The organism is Microbulbifer sp. S227A (genome assembly GCF_049800935.1).
On the sequence record NZ_JBNAFZ010000003.1, the window covers coordinates 9,235 to 28,369 of the forward strand.

Below are 19,135 nucleotides of genomic sequence, written 5' to 3' on the forward strand. Positions count from 1 at the left end.
GGGGGGGCGCGGCGGGGGGGGCGGCCCGGGTATGTGGCAGGCCGCGCCGCCAGACGGATCAGTTTTCCATCGCCTCAAGCTCGTCGATAAAGCCCGAAATCATGTCGAGCCCCTTGTCCCAGAACCGCGGATCGGACGCATCGAGCCCGAAGGGGGCCAACAGGTCCTTGTGGTGTTTGGAGCCACCCGCGCGGAGCATGTCGAAATACTTGTCCTCAAAGCCCGCATCGCCATCCGCATAGACCGAGTAGAGCGCGTTCACCAAGCCGTCGCCAAAGGCATAGGCATAGACATAAAAGGGCGAATGCACGAAATGCGGGATATAGGCCCAGAAGGTTTCATACCCGTCCATGAATTCGAACGCGGGGCCAAGGCTCTCGGCCTGAACGCTCATCCACAGCGCGTTGATATCGTCGGGTGTGAGTTCTCCACCACGGCGGGCATCGTGCAGCTTGCATTCGAAATCGTAGAACGCGATCTGGCGTACCACCGTGTTGATCATGTCCTCGACCTTACCGGCGAGCAGTACCTTGCGCTGTTCCTGTGTCTGCGCGCCATCCAGCATCTTGCGGAAGGTCAGCATTTCGCCGAACACGCTGGCGGTTTCCGCGAGGGTCAGCGGGGTCGAGGACAGCATCTCGCCCTGATCGGCGGCCAGGACCTGGTGAACGCCGTGGCCGAGTTCATGGGCCAGCGTCATCACGTCGCGCGGCTTGCCCAGATAGTTCAGCATCACATAGGGGTGAACCTCAGTCACGGTGGGGTGGGCAAAGGCGCCGGGTGCCTTGCCGGGCTTTACCGCCGCGTCGATCCAGCCCCTGGAGAAAAACGGCGCGGCGATCTCGCCCATGCGCGGATCGAATGCGCTATAGGCATCCATCACGGTTTTCTCGGCGCTGGCCCAATCGACAACCCGGCTGTCTTCCATGGGCAGGGGGGCGTTGCGGTCCCAGACCTGCATCTTGTCCAGCCCCAGCCATTTGCGTTTCAGCTCGTAATAGCGGTGGCTGAGCTTGGGATAGGCGGCGACGACGGCCTCGCGCAGGGCCTCGACCACTTCGGGCTCCACGTCGTTTGACAGGTGGCGGCCGGTCTGCGGCGACGGCATGCCGCGCCAGCGGTCGACCACTTCTTTTTCCTTGGCTTGCGTGTTGTGGACGCGGGCAAAGGTCTTGATGTTGTCGGCAAAGACATCGGCCAGTTCGCGCGCGGCGGCCTCGCGGGTGTCGCGGTCCTGTTCGGTCAGCAGGTTCAGCGTGCCCTCGATGTTCAGCGGCTCGTCATTGACGGTGAATTCCAGCCCCGCGATGGTTTCGTCAAACAGCTTTTCCCACGCATCGCCGACCACGCCCATGTCGTGCAGGAATTTTTCCAGCTCGTCCGACAATTGATAGGGTTTCATCGCGCGGATGCGGTCGAACACCGGCTTATAGCGCGCCAGCTCCCCATTGGCGGCAAAATGCGCGTCAAGCGCGCCGTCATCCAGCCGGTTCAGTTCAAGCGTGAAAAACACCAAAGGTGTCGTGAAATTGGTGATCTTTTCCTGCATGTCGGACATGAATTTTGCCCGCTCCGCATCGGTGGTCTGCTGGTAATAGCGCAGCCCGGCAAAGGACATGATGCGCCCGGCCACCGCGCTGATGCGTTCGTTGCGCAGCACGCAGTCAAGCAATCCGGCGGCGTCGAGATCGGCAAGCTTGCCTTCATAGTCGGCGGCAAAAGAGGTGCAGGCGGTTTCCAGCCAGTCCAGGTCGCGTTTCAGTTCCGGCGCGTCCTGTGACGTGTAGAGATCGCTCAGGTCCCATTCCGGCAGGTTGCCCAGATCCTTGCCGCCCGCCGAGGCGTTGGCATCGAAATTCGGTTTGATGGTCATCGCGGAATCCTTCTGCTTTGCCTTGGAATTAGTGCCCCGTGGCGCGCAGATGCAAGGGCTCAGCCGAAATGCGGCGAAATATTCCACCAAAGCAATTCCGAACCTGTATCATATGTGGGTAATCTTGAACGCGGCAGGCCCTTGGATATGCCGGGCCGGTCGCGCCGCCAGGGGCGGCAACAAACAACAGGGAGGACTTGGCGTGGGAATATTCAGTGATCCAAAAGTAACCGGTGCCGGCGGGGCCGTCATCGGGCTGCTGGTGGGTTTGTTCGTGGGCAACGATACGCTGGACGAGGACGTGACAAGGCTGGTGCGCGAGGAAATCGCGCCGGTGAACGCGGCGGCAAAAGACCAGGGCAGCACGCTCGAGGCGCTGTCGGCCCGGCTCGATGCGCTGGATGCGGCGGTGGCGGATGGCGCGGCGGCAACCGGGGCGCTGGCGGCGTCGGTCGGGGACAAGATCGAAGGCCTGCGCGATACGCTGGGCGGGACGATCTCGGACACCGCCAGCAGCCAGGCGGAGGCCCTGAAGGCGGCGCTGGCCGAGATGTCGGCATCGGTCGAAGGCTGGACCAGATCGGCGCTGGAACCGGCAAGCCCGCCTGAAACAGCAGTGATCGAAAACCCGGCGCAGGCGGCGGCCTCATCGGTAGCGGCGGGGGATGCCGGTCCGGTCGTGGGGGTTGGCGAGACCGCGCTCTTTGCCGACGGCGGCGTGCGCGCCTTTGTCAGCCGCGTGACGGGCGAGACCGCGGTGGTGTCGATCAACGGGGCGGCCTCGACCATCGCCGCCGGAAACGCCGTGGTTGTGCGCTATGCGGATGGTTCCTGCCGAGTGGGCGTGGCACAGGTTTCGGGCGATGGCGCGGTCATCACCTCGGATTGTGATGCCCCCGCCGCGGCCGGGGACGGGACCGCGGGCGCTCCGGGTGAGGTCGTAATGCTGGCGGATGGTGCCCTGCGGGTGTTCGTTTCGGGCGTGGTGAACGGCAATGCGCGGCTGGCGATCAACGGGTTGTCGACCCAGGTGGTTGCGGTTGGCGACGCCGCCACGGTGGATGTGGCCGGCACAAGCTGTACCGTTTCCGTCACCGGCATTCGCGGCGACATGGTGGGTTTGACCGGCAGCTGTGGCTAGAAAAAATTCCGCCCGGCACAGAGGGCCGGGCGGTGTTCTTGCGGTCGGGAGTCCGGATCAGGCGAAAGCCGCGCTCTTGTGAGTGTTGCTTGGCGGTTGGCTGAACAGGTCTTCGAGCTGATCGAACACGTCGGCGCGGATTTCCGGGGTTTCCATCAGCACCTCGTGCCGTGCACCCTGCACGATTTCAAGCCGCCCGTTTGGCCAGCGATCCATGCGCTGGCGCACATCGTCGCAATCGATGATCTGCTCTCCCGAGCCCAGGAAGGTGACACAGGGCAGGTCGGGCGAGGGCCGTTGCGCCAGCGCGCGGCATTCCATCAGGCTCTCGCGCAGCCAGACCAGCGTCGGCCCGCCGATGCCCAGTTCGGGATGTGCGGCCAGCTGCTCCTGCATCATCTTGTACATGCTGGGTTCCGTGGTCAGCGCGTTGCCATCAAACGGATGCGCGGTGACATAGCCTTCGTGGCGGGTGCTCGGGGGCAGGCGCGTGCCCATTCCGACCATCGGCGCGACATGGGACAGCGCCCAGCCGAACGGCTTGATCATCGGCGACATGTAGATGCCCCACATCGGCCCGGTAAAGGCACAGCTTTGCACCGGCAGCCCTTCCATCACGGCGCGCAGGCCGATGCCGCCACCCATCGAATGCCCGATCAGGTGAAAGGGCGTGGGCAGCTCGAGCGTACGCGCCAGGGTCATCGCGGCGGCCAGGTCCTGCTGGTAGTCGGTAAAGATGTTCACATGCCCGAGGCGCGTGTCATCCAGCAACCGGTCGGCCAGCCCCTGGCCACGCCAGTCGATCACCAGCGTTGCGAAGCCGCGCCGGCCCAGCTCCCCGGCGGTGTCGCCGTATTTCTCGATATACTCGGTGCGGCCCGGCAGCATCAGGACGGTGCCGCGTGTGGCACCCCGAGGCCGCCACACGCCGACGCGGATGCGCACGTCATCCGCGGTCTGCACCCAATAGGCCCGCCCGCCCTCGGGCACGCCGACCATATCGTCATGGAGGGGGGCGGAGACCAGGTCCATCAGGCCAGCACCGAGGCCAGTTTCATCGCCATGCCCATGTCGCCATCCACTGCCAGCTTGCCGGTCATGAACGCCGATGTGGGGTTCATCTCGCCTTCGAAAATCGCCTGAAAGGTCTCGGCATCGGCGCTCAGGGTCACGTCGGCATCGTCATCCGACACGCGCGCGCCATCGCTGTCGAGCATGATCGCGCCTTCATCGGCGATGTCGAACTTGGCGGTGCCGTCAAAATCGGCCGCCGCAAGTTTCGAGTTGAGTTCGGCCGCAGCCTTTTCAAGGAATTCGCTCATTTTCACTCTCATGATTTTGGTGCAGGGGGCTCTGGAATTTCCCATGCATCGCGTTACACTGAACAACGTTATGAGCGTTATCCATCCCTTGTTCAAAACTATCGTCGCGGCAGTTTTGGCCATAGTAATGAATTCCATACCTTTGATCGCGCAAACCGCCGATTCCGAGGATGAGCAGGCGTTGTTGCAGGCGCTGGCCGGGGCGGATGCGGACGAGGCGCGGCGCCTGGACCGGCAGTTGCAGCGACTGTGGTCGCGCAGCGGTTCGGCGTCGATGGACCTGTTGTTGCAACGCGGGCGCGATGCGCTCGAAGAAGAGGACATGGCCGCGGCGATCGAGCACCTGACGGCGCTGACCGATCACGCCCCGGATTTCGCGCAGGGCTGGAGCACCCGCGCGCTGGCCTATTTCCATGCCGAACTTTATGGGCCGGCATTGTTGGATCTTGAGCATGCGCTTGCGCTTAATCCCAACAATTACAACGCGATAATCGGCCTCGGCGCCTTGTTGGAAGAGTTCGGGGACGAAACGCGCGCCTATCAGGCCTATAGGCGGGCCAAGGCTATACATCCCCATCACGAGGAAGTAACCAAGGCCCTGGACCGCCTGCGCCCGGGAATCGAGGGCGCGGCACTTTAGGCCCTGACGGGGCAGGGGGCGACAGGTGACCGGGTCATCGCGTATTGTGGCCGTGCTGGGCCCGACCAATACCGGCAAGACGCATTATGCCATCGAACGGATGCTGGGGCACCGCACCGGGGTCATGGGGTTGCCGCTGCGGCTGTTGGCGCGCGAGGTCTATGACCGGATCGTCGCGGTGCGCGGCCCGTCGGTGGTGGCGCTTGTTACCGGCGAAGAGCGGATCGTGCCGCCGCGCACGCAATACTGGGTCTGTACGGTCGAGGCGATGCCCGAGGGCATGGGCACCGATTTTGTCGCGATTGACGAAATCCAGCTCTGTGCCGATCCCGAACGGGGCCATGTGTTTACCGACCGGCTGTTGCGCGCGCGGGGGCAGCTGGAGACCCTGTTCATGGGCAGTGATACCATGCGCGGCCCGATCCGCGCGCTGGTGCCCGAGGCGCAGTTCCAGGGGCGCGAACGGATGTCGCAGCTGGTCTATTCCGGTGCAAAAAAGATCAGCCGCATGCCCGCGCGCAGCGCCATCGTCGGCTTTTCGGTCGAGGGGGTCTATGCGATCGCCGAGCTGATCCGCCGCCAGAAGGGGGGGGCGGCGGTGGTCATGGGGGCGCTGTCTCCGCGCACCCGCAACGCGCAGGTCGCGCTCTACCAGAATGGCGACGTGGATTACCTGGTGGCGACCGATGCCATCGGCATGGGGCTGAATCTTGATATCGACCACGTGGCGTTTTCGGCGCTGAGCAAGTTTGACGGCCGCCGGATGCGCCCGCTGGCCCCGAACGAGCTGGCCCAGATCGCCGGTCGCGCGGGGCGTGGCATGTCGCACGGGACATTCGGCGTTACCGGCGAAGCGCGTCCGCTGGACGATGGGGTGGCCCAGGCCATCATGGATCATCGCTTTACGCCGCTGAACAAGCTGAACTGGCGCAGCGCGGCACTGGAGTTCGGTTCGGTCGATCACCTGATCCGGTCGCTCGAGGTCGCCCCGACGGATGAGAACCTGCTCAAGGCGCGGGAGGCGGACGATCTGGCGGTGCTGAAATCGCTGGCGCAGGTGGACGAGGTGTTCGCGCGCGCTTCGGACCCGGCCTCGATCCGCCTGTTGTGGGATGTCTGCCGGATCCCCGATTTCCGGGGAATCAGCCATGCGGAACACTCGGCCCTGCTCGAGGTGATCTTTGGCTATCTGCATCAGAGCGGCGTGGTGCCCGACGATTGGCTGGCCCGCCAGATCAGGCGCATCGACCGGACCGATGGCGATATCGACACGCTGAGCAAGCGATTGGCATTTATCCGCACATGGACATATGTCGCACAGCGCAAGGGCTGGACAGGCGATGAAAGCCATTGGCGCGGGGTGACGCGCGCTGTAGAAGACAGGGTGTCGGACGCGCTGCACGAGCGACTGACGCAGAGATTTGTGGACCGGCGCACATCCGTGCTTTTGCGCCGGCTCAAGCAAAAGGAGGCCCTTTTGGCCGAAGTGAACGATAAGGGTGAAGTGACCGTCGAGGGCGAATTCGTCGGGCGGTTGGAAGGGTTTCGATTCTCCGCGGACAAATCCGCGGCGGCAGGGGCCGAGGAAAAGGCGGTCAAGGCCGCGTCGATGCAGGCACTGGCGCCGCAATTCCACCTGCGCGCGGACCGGTTCTACAACGCCCCCGATACCGAGATCGACTTTACCGAACAGGGCGGTCTGATGTGGGGCGAGCACGCGGTCGGAAAGCTGGTTGCCGGTCCGGAACCGCTCAAGCCGCAGGTCGAGGTTTTTGTAGATGACGCCGCCGGGCCGGACGTGGCCCAGAAGGTCGCGCGCCGGTTGCAGCATTTCATCGACCGCAAGATCGCCGCGCTGTTCGAGCCGGTGCTGACGCTGCAGCGCGACGAGGAACTGTCGGGGCTGGCCCGTGGCTTTGGCTTCCGGATGATCGAGGCTTTTGGCATCCTGCCCCGCGCCGAGGTGACGCAAGAGGTGAAGGATCTCGACCAGGATGCCCGCGGCGCGCTGCGCAAGCATGGCATCCGGTTCGGCCAGTTCACCATCTTCATGCCGCTACTACTCAAGCCCGCGCCGACACGGCTGCGGCTGGTGCTGTGGTCACTGGCCAAGGGTCTGCAGGAATTCCCCGAGTCGCCGCCGCCGGGCCTGGTGACGGTGCCGACGGTGCAGGACGCGCCCGAGGGCTATCACACGATGTGCGGCTATCGCGCCGCCGGAGAGCGGTCGGTGCGAATCGACATGCTGGAGCGGCTGGCCGACATGCTGCGCGCCGAGGACAGCCGGGGTGGTTTCGAAGCCAAGCCCGATATGCTGTCGATTACCGGCACCACGCTGGACCAGTTTGCGGACCTGATGCAGGGGCTGGGTTACAAGGGTGAGCGCGGCGAGCGGATCAAGGTCAAACCTGCTCCGGCACCTGCTGAAATTTCGGCTCCAAATTCGGACCCCGCTCCGACCCCAAATTCAGACCCTGAAACGACGACCGATATGGCGGCCGAGGGCACGCCCGACGCCGTAACCACAGCTGCCGGGCCGGATGCCGAAAGCACAGCCGAAACCCCGGCCGTCGCCGAGCAGCCCGCCCAGGCGGTCACCGAAGCACCCGCCGTTACGGAATCGGACGCGCAGGAGCCCGAGATGGAGGTCTTTTATACCTTCACCTGGGCGAGGCCGCGCCGTGACCAGCAACGGTCGCGGGGCAAGGCTGGTCAACGCGAGCGTCAGGGGACCAAGCCGCAGGGCAAGGGCCGCCCCCGCAACAAGGGGCAGGACAAGGGCGATCGCAAGGACAAGGGCTCCAAATCCTACTCCGCACGCCCGCCGCGCAAGGAAAAGCAGATCGATCCGGACAATCCCTTTGCCGCGGCCCTGATGGGGCTCAAGGATAACGGCTAGGCCGGTGGGCGCCGTGTCGCCGGACAAGCTGAGGCTGGACAAGTGGTTGTGGCAGGCGCGGTTCTTCAAGACCCGCACCCTTGCCGCCAAACAGGTTGGCGGTGGCAATGTCCGGGTGAATGGCGAGCGAACGCTGAAACCGGCCCATGGTATCGCAGTCGGCGATGTGCTCAGCTTTGCGCAGGGGCGGCAGGCACGGGTCGTGCGGATTGTCCACCTTGGCACGCGGCGCGGCCCGGCCAGCGAGGCGCAGGAACTCTACGAGGATCTCGCCCCGCCCGAGCCCCGCCAGCCCCCGCCCGAACGGGTCGGGGAGCGGCCCACGAAAAAGGACCGGCGGGCGCTGGACGCGCTGCGTGCCGCGGAGGATGGCGACTTCTGATCCGAATTTCGCGCCAAACGCGGAACCAGCGCCCAACATTCGCCAAACCGCAGAACGCGGGTTGGCCAATTGCCCCGAAACGCCGGAATTCGGCCTTGTGCGGTGCTGCTGTGGCGGATTGCCGACTTGAAGTACCGGCGGCGCTGAATTAGCTACACCGCCAATACGTGAACCGGAAAGCCCATCATGACCTATATCGTCAATGACGCCTGCATCGCCTGCAAATACACCGATTGCGTCGAGGTGTGTCCCGTGGACTGCTTTTACGAAGGCGAGAACATGCTGGTCATCCATCCGGATGAATGCATCGATTGCGGCGTCTGCGAGCCGGAATGCCCCGCGGATGCCATTCGCCCCGATACCGAGCCGGACATGGACAAATGGGTCGAGTTCAACCGCAAGTATTCGGAAATGTGGCCGGTGATCATCACCAAGAAGGATCCGCTGCCCGAAGCCGAAGAGCGCGACGGCGAGAGCGGCAAGCTGGAGAAATATTTCTCCGAGGCTCCGGGCGAGGGGGGGTGATCTCCTCGGCGGGATCACGGCGAAGCCGCGTCAGATCCTGCCAATCTGACCGATGTAACGGGCAATTCTCCAAGAGTTGACGTCACGTCCGCTTCCGGACATGGTGATTCTGTGTTATGATACTGGTACAAATGGTATCAAAGTCTGGGAAAATGCCCTCCTCCGCACTCATCGGGAGTGGCTCAGTCAAGTAAATGAACGCCGTCAGACGGGGCATTGTCATGCGCCGCTGCGGGTTTTTGCTGTCTGAACCAGTCGCAAGTAAGGACTATCTGAATGACCAAATCGAAGAAGCTTGATTTCCGCCCCAACGAATACGTCGTCTATCCGGCGCATGGGGTCGGGCAGATCGTGTCGGTTGAGGAGCAGGAAGTTGCCGGCATCACGCTGGAGCTGTTCGTGATTTCCTTTGAAAAAGACAAGATGACCCTGCGGGTGCCGACCCACAAGGCGACCGAGATCGGCATGCGCTCGCTAAGCTCGCCGGACGTGATCACCAAGGCGATGACAACCCTCAAGGGCAAGGCCAAGGTCAAACGCGCGATGTGGTCGCGCCGGGCGCAGGAATACGAACAAAAGATCAATTCCGGCGATCTGATCGCGATTGCCGAGGTTGTCCGCGATCTGCACCGCACCGACGACCAGCGCGAGCAGAGCTATTCCGAACGCCAGCTTTACGAAGCGGCGCTCGAGCGTCTGACCCGCGAAGTCGCCGCCGTTGGTGGCGGTGACGAGGATGTCGCGGCCAAGCAGGTTGGCGATGTGCTGATGTCGCGCGCGGCGTAACAAACCCGCCGGTTTGCCCCGACGGGGCCAATGGATGTGAACGGTGGCCCATGGTGGCCACCGTTTTGCGTTTCCGGGGTATTATTTGAAAACCGGTGCGCGCTTTTGCATCTTGGCGGCCACCACTTCGGCAAATTCGGCGGATTGCAATTGCTGGCTGAACAGCACGGATTCCTGCTGCATCCGGGCTTTGACCTGATCGCGATCCTGCCGGATCAGGGCCTTGGTGTGGCGCATGGCCTGCGGGGCGGCATTTGCGAGCCCGTTGGCCACGCGCCGGGCCTCGTCCTCCAGATCCGCCGCCGCACACATGCGCGAGATCAACCCGAAACGCAGCGCTTCGGTGGCCGTCAGCGTGCGGTTGGCCATCAGCATATCATTTGCAATCGCCGTGCCCACCGCCCGGGGCAGCAACAGCGACGAGGCCGCCTCGGGAACCAGCCCGAGCTGGGCAAAGGGGGTGTTGAAGGTGGCGGAGTCGGCGGCAACAACCACGTCGCAATGCAGCAGCATGGTGACGCCAACGCCAATCGCCGGCCCGTTCACCGCCGCCACAAGGGGTTTCGGACAGCTTGCGATGGCATCGAGAAAGCGGATGACCGGTGGCGTGTCGTCGGTGGTGTTGCCAAGGGCGAAATCCCCGATGTCATTGCCCGAGGTGAAATATGCCTCGGCCCCGGTCACAATCAGCGCGCGCACCGCATCGTCATCGGCATAGGCGGTCAGCGCATCGGCCATGGTACCATACATCGCCTGGGTGATGGCATTGCGTTTGTCCGGGCGGTTGATGGTCAGGGTGGTGACACGCCCCCGGGTTTCGACTTCGATCATGACGGTTCTTTCTCTTGTTGATGGGGGGATGTCGACGGGCGGCGGCGGGTGGCTTGTGTGCTGTCACCGCTGAGCCAGCCCCAGACCTCGTTCCACACCGCCTCGCGGCCCTTGCGAAAGGCGCCGTCGTGACCGATGCGGCGCAGTCCGAAATCGGCGGCACTGCGTTGCTGGATGTTGCTTGGCGCATTCGGATAGCAGGCCAGCAGGTCGGCGGCGGCCCGTGGCGTGGCGATGGGATCGTCGCGGAATACCCATGACCGGATGGGCGCGGTAACCGCGGAATAATGCTGGGGTGCGAGCAGCGTGTCATAATCCGGGCGGAAATAGGCCCGCCTGTGGCTCCAGCGTCGCCAGGTCCGGAACAGGTTCGGCGGCAATGGTTCGCCCTGCCAGCCGCCGATCGGTTTGATATACCGGTGCCGGGCGAGGGCATAGCTCCCAAGACCCCACCAGAAATAGAACTCGGCAGGCAGGTTGCGCAGCTGGTGCCCGCCGAAATACCCGGTGCCCACGGACAGAAAGGCGTGACGGGTGATCATGTGGTGGTTCGGCATGAGGCCTAGGAAATGGCCGCCGACGCTGTGCGCCACGTGGACGAGGGGCAGGCCGGGGGCCGCCGAACCGAGCCGGTCCAGCGCGGCGGGCATGTCAAGATGCCCCCAATCCGGGTAATCGATGCCCGAGCGCGCAATATCCGCCGCCGCCGACCCGCCGATGCCGCGATAATCATAGGTCAGAACAACCGCGCCGCGCGCCGCCCAGTATCGGGCCGCCGCGTCATAGAAACCGCGCGGAAACCCGGTGCCTGCCGAGATCAGTATGCCCATGCGCGGATCGGGCGACCGGTAGATATCGCCCATCAGCCGCCAGCCATCCCGGGCCGCGAAGGTCACGTTGGCCTCGTGCTGCGGTTCAGGCATCGGTGTCGCGCATGGCGATGCTGTCGGCATTGATGATGTCATGGGCGTTCTCTGCGAGATGGCTCAGAAAGCGTTGAATGATGTCCTGTTCGGCGCGGTCGAACGGCGCGAGCAGGGCCTGGTTGAACTTGCGGGTTTCCCGGATGCCCCGCTCGAGCAGCGCGCGTCCGTCCGGTTGCAGGACCACCAGTGTGATGCGCCCGTCTTCGGGCGAAGGGCAGCGGCGCACCAGCCCCTTGTGGCACATGCGGTCGACCAGCCCGGTCAGGCTGGATTTCCCCATGGCCAGGGTGCGGGCGATTTCGCTGATCGGCAGCCCGTCATCCCGCGACAGCACGAACAGCACCGCCAGTTGCGTTGTCGTCAGGTCGAACTCTGCGCGGGTCCGCTGATCGGCGGCGCGGAACAGGGCGCTGCTGGCCACCTGCATCCGGTGAAAGAGTTTGAGTCGGTGCGACATGGATTAGTTCATATCCGAACCAATTTTCACCCGTCAATCGGGGTGACGAAACGTCATGGTGCAGATTCTGATGGGGCGGATCGGTCAAAGGGCCGTTGCCCATCCCGGAGAATCGACAAGCGCGATCTGGCGTTCTAGCGTGCAGGCTCATGAGGCAGGGCAAGGAAAACGACATTGGCCGAAACGGGAAGCGCGGGCTGGTTCGAGCGGGTTTTTGTCGATCTGGGGCGACAGATGCGGTGGTCGTTCCTGCCGCCCTTGATGATCTATTTTTCCTATGGCGTCTCGGGGCTCACGGCGATTGTGGGCACGTTTTTCGTCAAGGATTACCTGGGCCTGTCCGCCGCGTTCCTGTCCGGCATCGCGTTCTGGGCAGGCATTCCCTGGGCGCTCAAGATGCCGTTGGGCCACCTGGTCGACCTGATCTGGCGATACAAGGGCTGGCTGGTCTATCTCGGGGCGGCGCTGATCGGGTCAAGCCTTGCGATCATGTATTTCCTGATCACCGACCCCGAAGGCATGGCGGCGTTGCTGCCGATCAGCGCGTGGTATGTGGTCAGCGTTCTGCTCGCCCCGTGCGGCTATGTCATCCAGGACGCGGTGGCGGATGCCATGTCGGTCGAGGCGGTGCCCCGGCTGGATCATGCGGGCGAGCCGATCCCCCAAGACCAATCGCGCGCGATGCACACCACGATGCAGACGCTTGGCCGGTTCGCCTTGATCAGCGGCACGGTTGCGGTGGCGCTGTTGAACATCGCGATGTTTTCCGGGGCCGAAGACCTGCCACAATCCGAAAAGGCCGCGATTTATGCGCGGATTTACCTTGTGGCGCTGATCATACCGGTGCTGTCGGTATCCGGTGTCGGGCTTGCCGCGTTCCAGCGCCGCCAAGACCGTCACCGGCTGCGCCGGCTGGGCAGGACCACGGCCGAGATCGACGCGGCCCAGGGGCGCGAAGAGGGCGAGGCGACGCCCAATCACTGGTATTTCACCGGTGGCGCGATTTTCGTGGTCCTGACGCTTGTGATCGGCCTGTCGGACATCGCCTATGCGCAGGAGATCGTGTTTGTCGGGTCCATGGCCATCGTGCTGTTCCTGATGCGCCAGATGATCGCGGTGCTGGAGCCGGCCAAGGCGCGGATGCTGGTGGGGACGGCGGTCATCATCTTTGTGTTTCGCGCCGTGCCCCTGCCCGGACCGGGGCAGACCTGGTTCGAGATCGACATGCTGGGCTTTGACGAGCAATTCCTCTCGGTGCTTGCCCTCATCACCTCGGTGTTGACGCTTGCGGGGATCATCCTGTTGCGGCCGGTGATGGCCAATCGCCCGATCACCCGGATCATCCTGCTCCTGACCCTCGCGGCGGCGGTGCTTTCGCTGCCGAATATCGGGCTGTTCTATGGTGTGCAGAACTGGACCGCGGCGCATACCGGCGGGGTGGTCGATGCGCGGTTCATCGCGATTCTCGATACGGCGGTAGAGTCGCCGCTGGGGCAGGTGGCGATGATCCCGATGCTGGCCTGGATCGCGCGCAATGCGCCGTCCAATCTCAAGGCGACATTCTTTGCGGTCATGGCCTCCTTTACCAATCTCGCCCTGTCGGCCAGCGCTCTTGCCACGAAATACCTGAACCAGATCTTTCTGGTCACGCGCGAAGTGCGCGACCGGGCAAGCGGAACGATCGAGATCGCGGCGGATTATGGCGCGCTGGGCGGGCTGTTGATCACCGTGGCGGTGCTGGGGCTGGTTCTGCCGGTGCTTACGATTTTTCTGATCCAGATGTCGCGCTTGCGCACCACCGACTGATCACGCCCTGACAATGGCCAGCAGCGCCAGCAACACGGCGATTTCCGCAATCTGTTCCGCCGCGCCCAGGATATCGCCGGTCTGCCCGCCGATCCGGGCGCGGGCAAGCAATGCGAGCGCCAGGACAAGGAGCGCGGCACAAAGCCAGCCGCCGATGATCGCCGGACCAACCGCGAGCCAGCCCAGGCCGATGCCCAGCCCGACCGCCAGCGCAACCGGGCCACGCGATGGCGCGCCGACCGCACGTGACAGCCCGGCATCGCGGGCATGGGGCAGGCCGCACATCATCAGCGGCAGAAAGCTGCGGGCCAGCACGGCGGCCGCGATCACCGGTGCAGTCCCCAGCGGCAGCAACGCGGCCAACGCCATCCACCGCAGCCCGACGGACAGGATCAGCGCCAGCACGCCATAGCTGCCGATGGCGCTGTCTTTCATGATCTCGAGCCGGCGTTCGCGAGTCCAGCCGCCCCACAGCCCGTCCGCTGTATCGGCAAGGCCGTCTTCATGCATGGCACCGGTCAGGACAATCTGCGTCGCCAGCACCAGCCCCGCCGCCACCGGCGCGGGCAATCCGATGGCAAGGCCGATCCCCCCGGCAAGCCCGGAAATCCCGCCGATCACCAATCCCACCAGCGGAAAGGCCCAGACCGCATCGGATTGACGTGCAAAGGCGGTGTCCGGCAACCGGGGCAGGGGCAGACGGCTGAGCAGGGCAAAGGCGGTCCCGACATTCAACCCCCACGCGCAGAGAATGTCAGATTTGCGCATGTGCTGGCCTTTTCCTGTGTTGTCGCGGGTTGCGCAATGGTTAAACACGGGGGCGGACCCCAATGCAACGAGGCTTTGAATGCGACCTGACCTGACCGATCTGAACGCGCTGCGCGCCCTGCTTGCCGATGCACCGCAAGAGGACGACGCGGCGCGCAGGGGCGCGGCCGAGCGCAATGGTCAGCTGACCAAACCGCCGGGGGCGTTGGGCCGGCTCGAGGATCTGGCGTTGTGGTACGCGGCATGGCGGGGCAATCCGCGCCCGGTGATCGCATCGCCGCAGGTCATCATTTTCGCAGGCAATCACGGGGTGACGGCCCAGGGGGTTTCGGCCTTTCCCGCCGATGTCACGGCGCAGATGGTGGCGAATTTCGAACATGGCGGCGCGGCGATCAACCAGCTGGCCAAGGCGGCGGAAGCGTCGATGCATGTTCACGCGCTCGAACTTGAGCGGCCAACCACCGATTTCACGCAGGGCCCGGCGATGTCCGGGCAGGACTGTTTGGCGGCGTTGCAGACCGGGTGGAACGCGGTCGATCCCCGGGCCGATCTGCTGGTCGTTGGTGAAATGGGCATCGGCAACACCACGTCGGCGGCGGCGATCTGCCATGCCCTGTTCGGGGGCGAGGCCGCGGACTGGACCGGGCGCGGCACCGGGGTGGACGAAGCCGGCCTTGCCAACAAGACGCGGGTTGTGGCCCAAGCGGTGGCGTTGCATCCGCAGGCGGACGGGCTCGAGGTGCTGCGCTGTCTGGGTGGGCGCGAGGTGGCGGCGATGGCGGGGGCAATTGCCGCCGCGCGCACCCTGCGAATCCCGGTCGTGCTCGACGGCTTTATCTGCTGTGCCGCCGCTGCCTGTTTGCAGGCGGTTCACGCCGGGGCGCTGGATCACACGATCGCCGGTCATCTGAGCGCCGAGGGAGCGCATGATGCCTTGCTCGGGCGGCTGGGCAAGGAGCCGCTGCTGTCGCTTGGTCTGCGGCTGGGCGAGGGATCGGGGGCGGCGCTGGCCATTCACATCGTCAAGAGCGCGGTGGCCTGTCACAGCGGCATGGCCACCTTTGCCGAGGCCGGGGTCGCCGCCGGATAGGCGCAAACCACCCGGATCAGGCCGATTTCTTATCCTCTTCGCTGGCTCGATTGGTCAGGGCAAGCTCCAGTTCCTTTTCCAGCTCGCGTGCGCGTTCGATATAGGCGAGGTTCTCGGTGGGCGGGATGTTCGGGTCCCATACTTCGGCCAGTTGTTGTACCGCTTTGCGGTCGTGATCGTAAAAGGTCCGTTCCGCCGCATCGGCTTCGAATTCGCTGAGGCCGACATTCTCAAGCACATAGCGCCCCGCGCGCAGGCTGGCGTCGAACATTTCGCGCACGATGTCGTCGGCACCCGCGCGGTAGAGTTCGTAAACATGGTTGCGGTCATGCGCCCGCGCCACGATGTGCAGGTCGGGCCGTTCGCGCCGCGCATAGGCCACAAGCTGGGTCACCGCGTGGCGATCATTCATCGCCGCGACCAGAACCCGCGCCTTGCCCAGCCCCGCCGCCTTGAGCAGTTCGGGCCGCGTCGGATCGCCGAGAAAGCCCTTGAATCCAAAGCGGCGCATCAACTGGATGGTTTCCATGTTGTTGTCCAGAACGATGGTCTTGAACCCGCTGGCCTGCACCAACCGGTTGACGATCTGCCCAAAGCGACCGATCCCGGCGATGATCACGGGGCCCTGTTCGTCGATCGAGTCCGGCTCGTGGCCGGGGCTCTTGTCTTTCATCCGGCTCGAGATGAAATCGTAGGTGATGAACAACAGGGGTGTGATCAGCATCGACAGGGCGATGATCAGCAGCAGCTTTTCGGAAACCGCTGTCTGGATGACGTGATGGTTGACCGAAAAGGCAATCAGCACAAAGCCGAATTCACCGGCCTGCGCCAGGCTGAGTGTGAACAGCCAGCGGTCGCGGCCCTTGAGTCCGAAGGTGCGGCCCAGCACGTACAGCACGACGCCCTTGGCCAGGATCACCAGCAGCGCAAGGCCGATCAGGTCGGCGGGTTCGGAAAAGAACAGGCCGAAATTGATCCCGGCGCCGACGGTGATGAAAAACAGCCCCAGCAACAGCCCCTTGAACGGCTCAAGGTCGCTTTCCAGCTCGTGGCGGAATTCGCTGTTGGCGAGCACCACACCGGCAAGGAACGCGCCAAGTGCCGGCGACAGCCCGACCAGCGTCATCAGGAACGAAATGCCAACGACGATGCCCAGGGCAAGCGCGGTATACATCTCGCGCAGGCGCGACAAGTGGATATAGCGAAACAGCGGGCGCGTCAGGTAGATGCCCGCAAGGACAACCGCCGCGACCGCCGCGATGGTGACCAGCGTAACGCCCCAGCCGGGCAGCCCATCGACCAGCGACAATCCGATTCCGTGCCCGTGATCGCCCTCGGTCGCCCGTTCGATCGACCCGTCGGCATTGAGCGACATGACCGGCGCGCTGGCAAGCAGCGGCAACAGGGCAAGGATCGGGATCACGGCGATATCCTGCGTCAGCAGCACCGAAAAGGCCGAGCGTCCGCCGCCGGTCTGCATCAGCCCCTTTTCCGACAGGGTCTGGAGCACGATGGCGGTCGAGGAGAGCGACAGGGCGAGGCCGATGGCAAGGGACACCGACCAGGTCTGGCCGGTTGACATGGCCGCCGCCATAAGCGCCAGCGTGCTGACCGCGATCTGAAGCCCGCCCAGCCCGATCAGCCGGTGCCGCATGTCCCAGAGCGCGCGCGGTTCGAGTTCCAGCCCGATCAGGAACAGCATCATCACGACGCCGAATTCGGCGAAATGCTGCAACTCCTGGGTTTCGCTGCCAACCAGCCCCAGAACCGGCCCGATGATGATGCCGGCGGCAAGATAGCCCAGCACCGAGCCAAGCCCCAGACGGGCGGCAAAGGGCACGGCGATCACCGCGGCGGCCAGATAGATCGTGGCCTGGTACAGGAAATTTTCCATGGGCGAGAATCCTTTCCCGGTCAGGTGGGGAGTGGCGCGTCGCGTTTCAACTGATCCATCACGATCTGGCTCTGCACCCGCGCAACAACGGGATGTGCCAGCAGCACGTCATGGATCAGCGCGTTGAGCGCGGGCAAATCTTCACAATACACCCGCAACAGGTAATCCGCATCGCCGGTCATTGTCCATGCGCTGGTGATCTCGGGGCGGGTCTGAACCAGCCTTGCAAAGCCTTTTGACTGTTCCGGCCCATGGGTTTCCAGCTGAACCTGGATGAACCCCTGCACCGTCAGCCCGAGGCGCAACGGGTCGAGCCGGGCCGAGTAGCCCCGGATATACCCCATGCTCTCCAGCCGCTGGCGGCGGCGTCCGGCCTGGCTGGGCGACAGGTTCAGCATCTCGCCAAGCTGCTGCGCGGTCAGGTGGGCGTCTTTTTGCAGTGCGGCCAGAAGTCGGGTGTCGGTGGAATCAAGCATGTGCGGGGCATCCTCGTACTTCTTGAAATTGGCGCGGTATTTGCGCGCAATTTGCGGCAATAATGGCCAAGTTTGCGCAGAATCCGCGTTTGGTCTGTCTTATATCTATCAAAGCGAACGGCATCAGCAACAGGAGACATTCAGGATGGGCCCATTTCCGCATAACGCCCCGAAATCCGTTATCAGCGACGAAAACCCGGCCGGCACCGACGGGTTCGAATTCGTCGAATTTGCGCATCCCGAGCCCGGCGAGCTGCGTGACCTCTTCACGCGCATGGGCTATGCGCTCGTGGGGCGGCACAAGTCCAAGGATATCGAACTCTGGCAGCAGGGCGACATCACCTATATCCTGAACGCCGACCCCCAGAGCTTTGCCGCGCGGTTCGTCGAGGAACACGGCCCCTGTGCCCCGTCGATGGGCTGGCGCGTTGTGGATGCACAGCAGGCGTTTGATCACGCGGTGTCCAAGGGTGCCGAGCCCTATGAGGGCGACGACAAGACCATGGATGTCCCGGCGATCAAGGGCATCGGCGGCAGCCTGATCTATTTCATCGACCAATATTACGAAACCAGCCCCTATAACGAAGAATTCGAATGGCTGGCCCAGTCCAAGCCGCGCGGCGTCGGGTTCTTTTACCTCGATCACCTGACCCACAACGTGTTCAAGGGCAACATGGACAAGTGGTTCGGCTTTTACGGCGACCTGTTCAACTTCAAGGAAATCCGCTTTTTCGACATCGAGGGCAAATATACCGGGCTGTTCAGCCGTGCGCTGACGTCACCCTGTGGCCGTATCCGTATCCCGATCAACGAGGATCGCGGCGAAACCGGCCAGATCGTGGCCTATCTCAAGAAATACAAGGGCGAGGGCATCCAGCACATCGCTGTCGGGTCGGACGACATCTATGAAAGCACCGACTCGATTGCCGACAAGGGTGTCAAGTTCATGCCGGGCCCGCCCGAAACCTATTACACGCTCAGCAAGGATCGCGTCGTCGGCCATGACGAGCCGCTGGACCGGATGATGAAACACGGCATCCTGATCGATGGCGAGGGTGTCGTGGATGGCGGCGAAACCAAGATCCTGTTGCAGATCTTCAGCAAGACGGTGATCGGCCCGATCTTTTTCGAATTCATCCAGCGCAAGGGCGATGACGGGTTCGGCGAAGGCAACTTCAAGGCGCTGTTCGAAAGCATCGAGCAAGAGCAGATCGACAGCGGCGAGCTGGTCGGCGAATAGGCGCAACAGGATCGGAAGGCCCCCGGCCTTTCAGGTCTTGCAACACCGCAAGTCCCCGACGGGCCTGCGGTGTTGTCGT

The 19,135-nt window shown here is 63.9% G+C and carries 18 protein-coding genes; 9 read left to right on the top strand and 9 right to left on the bottom strand.

The features are described 5' to 3' along the window. Positions 1–58 precede the first annotated feature (58 nt). Complete coding sequence (locus ACP15R_RS07700) at positions 59–1,873, bottom strand: M3 family oligoendopeptidase (RefSeq protein ID WP_424985816.1); 1,815 nt, start codon at positions 1,871–1,873, stop codon at positions 59–61. Positions 1,874–2,075: 202 nt separating this feature from the next. Between ACP15R_RS07700 and ACP15R_RS07705 the strand changes: the two genes are divergently transcribed. After that, positions 2,076–3,014, top strand: a complete 939-nt coding sequence (locus ACP15R_RS07705) for a hypothetical protein (protein ID WP_424985817.1) — start codon at positions 2,076–2,078, stop codon at positions 3,012–3,014. A 57-nt stretch (positions 3,015–3,071) separates the two neighbouring features. Here ACP15R_RS07705 and ACP15R_RS07710 read toward each other — a convergent pair whose 3' ends face one another. Then, a complete protein-coding gene (locus tag ACP15R_RS07710) occupies positions 3,072–4,046 on the bottom strand; it encodes an alpha/beta fold hydrolase (protein ID WP_424985818.1) in 975 nt (324 codons plus the stop codon). Continuing rightward, the gene (locus tag ACP15R_RS07715) at positions 4,046–4,336 is read right to left on the bottom strand and encodes an SCP2 sterol-binding domain-containing protein (protein WP_424985819.1); all 291 of its coding nucleotides are present in this window, start codon (positions 4,334–4,336) and stop codon (positions 4,046–4,048) included. Before ACP15R_RS07715 ends, ACP15R_RS07710 begins: the two co-directional genes overlap by 1 nt. A gap of 127 nt (positions 4,337–4,463) precedes the next feature. On the opposite strand from ACP15R_RS07715, the gene ACP15R_RS07720 reads away from it, so the two are divergent. From ACP15R_RS07720 to ACP15R_RS07740, 5 genes are all read left to right on the top strand, one after another. Beyond that, positions 4,464–4,976, top strand: a complete 513-nt coding sequence (locus ACP15R_RS07720; RefSeq protein WP_424985820.1) for a hypothetical protein — start codon at positions 4,464–4,466, stop codon at positions 4,974–4,976. Positions 4,977–5,001: 25 nt separating this feature from the next. Further along, a complete protein-coding gene (locus ACP15R_RS07725) occupies positions 5,002–7,875 on the top strand; it encodes a helicase-related protein (RefSeq protein ID WP_424985821.1) in 2,874 nt (957 codons plus the stop codon). 13 nt (positions 7,876–7,888) lie between these two features. Next, positions 7,889–8,257, top strand: coding sequence for an RNA-binding S4 domain-containing protein (locus ACP15R_RS07730; protein WP_424985822.1), 369 nt, complete (start codon positions 7,889–7,891; stop codon positions 8,255–8,257). Positions 8,258–8,443: 186 nt separating this feature from the next. Next, on the top strand, positions 8,444–8,782 hold the full coding sequence (gene fdxA, locus ACP15R_RS07735; RefSeq protein WP_424985823.1) for a ferredoxin FdxA: 339 nt from the start codon (positions 8,444–8,446) through the stop codon (positions 8,780–8,782). Between the two features lie 276 nt (positions 8,783–9,058). Beyond that, positions 9,059–9,568 carry a CarD family transcriptional regulator gene (locus ACP15R_RS07740; protein WP_424985824.1) on the top strand — a complete coding sequence of 170 codons (510 nt, stop codon included), beginning with the start codon at positions 9,059–9,061 and terminating at the stop codon, positions 9,566–9,568. A gap of 81 nt (positions 9,569–9,649) precedes the next feature. Here the strand turns inward: ACP15R_RS07740 and ACP15R_RS07745 are convergent, their stop codons facing one another. The 3 genes from ACP15R_RS07745 to ACP15R_RS07755 are packed head-to-tail and all read right to left on the bottom strand — an operon-like array spanning position 9,650 to position 11,782. Continuing rightward, entirely contained in the window at positions 9,650–10,399 is a 750-nt protein-coding gene (locus ACP15R_RS07745) for an enoyl-CoA hydratase (RefSeq protein WP_424985825.1), read from the bottom strand. After that, positions 10,396–11,322 carry a serine aminopeptidase domain-containing protein gene (locus tag ACP15R_RS07750; protein WP_424985826.1) on the bottom strand — a complete coding sequence of 309 codons (927 nt, stop codon included), beginning with the start codon at positions 11,320–11,322 and terminating at the stop codon, positions 10,396–10,398. Before ACP15R_RS07750 ends, ACP15R_RS07745 begins: the two co-directional genes overlap by 4 nt. Then, entirely contained in the window at positions 11,315–11,782 is a 468-nt protein-coding gene (locus ACP15R_RS07755) for a MarR family winged helix-turn-helix transcriptional regulator (protein WP_424985827.1), read from the bottom strand. The genes ACP15R_RS07750 and ACP15R_RS07755 overlap by 8 nt, the downstream gene beginning before the upstream one ends. A gap of 174 nt (positions 11,783–11,956) precedes the next feature. Between ACP15R_RS07755 and ACP15R_RS07760 the strand changes: the two genes are divergently transcribed. Then, a complete protein-coding gene (locus ACP15R_RS07760; protein ID WP_424985828.1) occupies positions 11,957–13,588 on the top strand; it encodes a hypothetical protein in 1,632 nt (543 codons plus the stop codon). Here the strand turns inward: ACP15R_RS07760 and cobS are convergent, their stop codons facing one another. Next, positions 13,589–14,356, bottom strand: a complete 768-nt coding sequence (gene cobS / locus ACP15R_RS07765) for an adenosylcobinamide-GDP ribazoletransferase (RefSeq protein ID WP_424985829.1) — start codon at positions 14,354–14,356, stop codon at positions 13,589–13,591. 79 nt (positions 14,357–14,435) lie between these two features. Between cobS and cobT the strand changes: the two genes are divergently transcribed. After that, positions 14,436–15,446, top strand: coding sequence for a nicotinate-nucleotide--dimethylbenzimidazole phosphoribosyltransferase (gene cobT, locus ACP15R_RS07770; RefSeq protein ID WP_424985830.1), 1,011 nt, complete (start codon positions 14,436–14,438; stop codon positions 15,444–15,446). Between the two features lie 16 nt (positions 15,447–15,462). On the opposite strand, the gene ACP15R_RS07775 is transcribed toward cobT, so the two are convergent. Then, positions 15,463–17,340: a monovalent cation:proton antiporter-2 (CPA2) family protein gene (locus ACP15R_RS07775; RefSeq protein WP_424985831.1), complete on the bottom strand. Its 1,878-nt coding sequence runs from the start codon at positions 17,338–17,340 to the stop codon at positions 15,463–15,465. Positions 17,341–17,360: 20 nt separating this feature from the next. Then, complete coding sequence (locus ACP15R_RS07780; protein WP_424985832.1) at positions 17,361–17,816, bottom strand: Lrp/AsnC family transcriptional regulator; 456 nt, start codon at positions 17,814–17,816, stop codon at positions 17,361–17,363. Positions 17,817–17,961: 145 nt separating this feature from the next. Between ACP15R_RS07780 and hppD the strand changes: the two genes are divergently transcribed. Continuing rightward, complete coding sequence (gene hppD / locus ACP15R_RS07785; RefSeq protein ID WP_424985833.1) at positions 17,962–19,056, top strand: 4-hydroxyphenylpyruvate dioxygenase; 1,095 nt, start codon at positions 17,962–17,964, stop codon at positions 19,054–19,056. Positions 19,057–19,135 lie beyond the last annotated feature (79 nt).

Bases quoted from the DNA above. Each gene is read 5' to 3' on its own strand.
- ACP15R_RS07700 (WP_424985816.1), bottom strand. From the start codon at position 1,873: ATGACCATCAAACCGAATTTCGATGCCAACGCCTCGGCGGGCGGCAAG.
- ACP15R_RS07710 (WP_424985818.1), bottom strand. From the start codon at position 4,046: ATGGACCTGGTCTCCGCCCCCCTCCATGACGATATGGTCGGCGTGCCC.
- ACP15R_RS07715 (WP_424985819.1), bottom strand. From the start codon at position 4,336: ATGAGCGAATTCCTTGAAAAGGCTGCGGCCGAACTCAACTCGAAACTT.
- ACP15R_RS07720 (WP_424985820.1), top strand. From the start codon at position 4,464: ATGAATTCCATACCTTTGATCGCGCAAACCGCCGATTCCGAGGATGAG.
- fdxA (WP_424985823.1), top strand. From the start codon at position 8,444: ATGACCTATATCGTCAATGACGCCTGCATCGCCTGCAAATACACCGAT.
- ACP15R_RS07740 (WP_424985824.1), top strand. From the start codon at position 9,059: ATGACCAAATCGAAGAAGCTTGATTTCCGCCCCAACGAATACGTCGTC.
- ACP15R_RS07745 (WP_424985825.1), bottom strand. From the start codon at position 10,399: ATGATCGAAGTCGAAACCCGGGGGCGTGTCACCACCCTGACCATCAAC.
- ACP15R_RS07750 (WP_424985826.1), bottom strand. From the start codon at position 11,322: ATGCCTGAACCGCAGCACGAGGCCAACGTGACCTTCGCGGCCCGGGAT.
- ACP15R_RS07755 (WP_424985827.1), bottom strand. From the start codon at position 11,782: ATGTCGCACCGACTCAAACTCTTTCACCGGATGCAGGTGGCCAGCAGC.
- cobS (WP_424985829.1), bottom strand. From the start codon at position 14,356: ATGCGCAAATCTGACATTCTCTGCGCGTGGGGGTTGAATGTCGGGACC.
- cobT (WP_424985830.1), top strand. From the start codon at position 14,436: ATGCGACCTGACCTGACCGATCTGAACGCGCTGCGCGCCCTGCTTGCC.
- ACP15R_RS07775 (WP_424985831.1), bottom strand. From the start codon at position 17,340: ATGGAAAATTTCCTGTACCAGGCCACGATCTATCTGGCCGCCGCGGTG.
- ACP15R_RS07780 (WP_424985832.1), bottom strand. From the start codon at position 17,816: ATGCTTGATTCCACCGACACCCGACTTCTGGCCGCACTGCAAAAAGAC.
- hppD (WP_424985833.1), top strand. From the start codon at position 17,962: ATGGGCCCATTTCCGCATAACGCCCCGAAATCCGTTATCAGCGACGAA.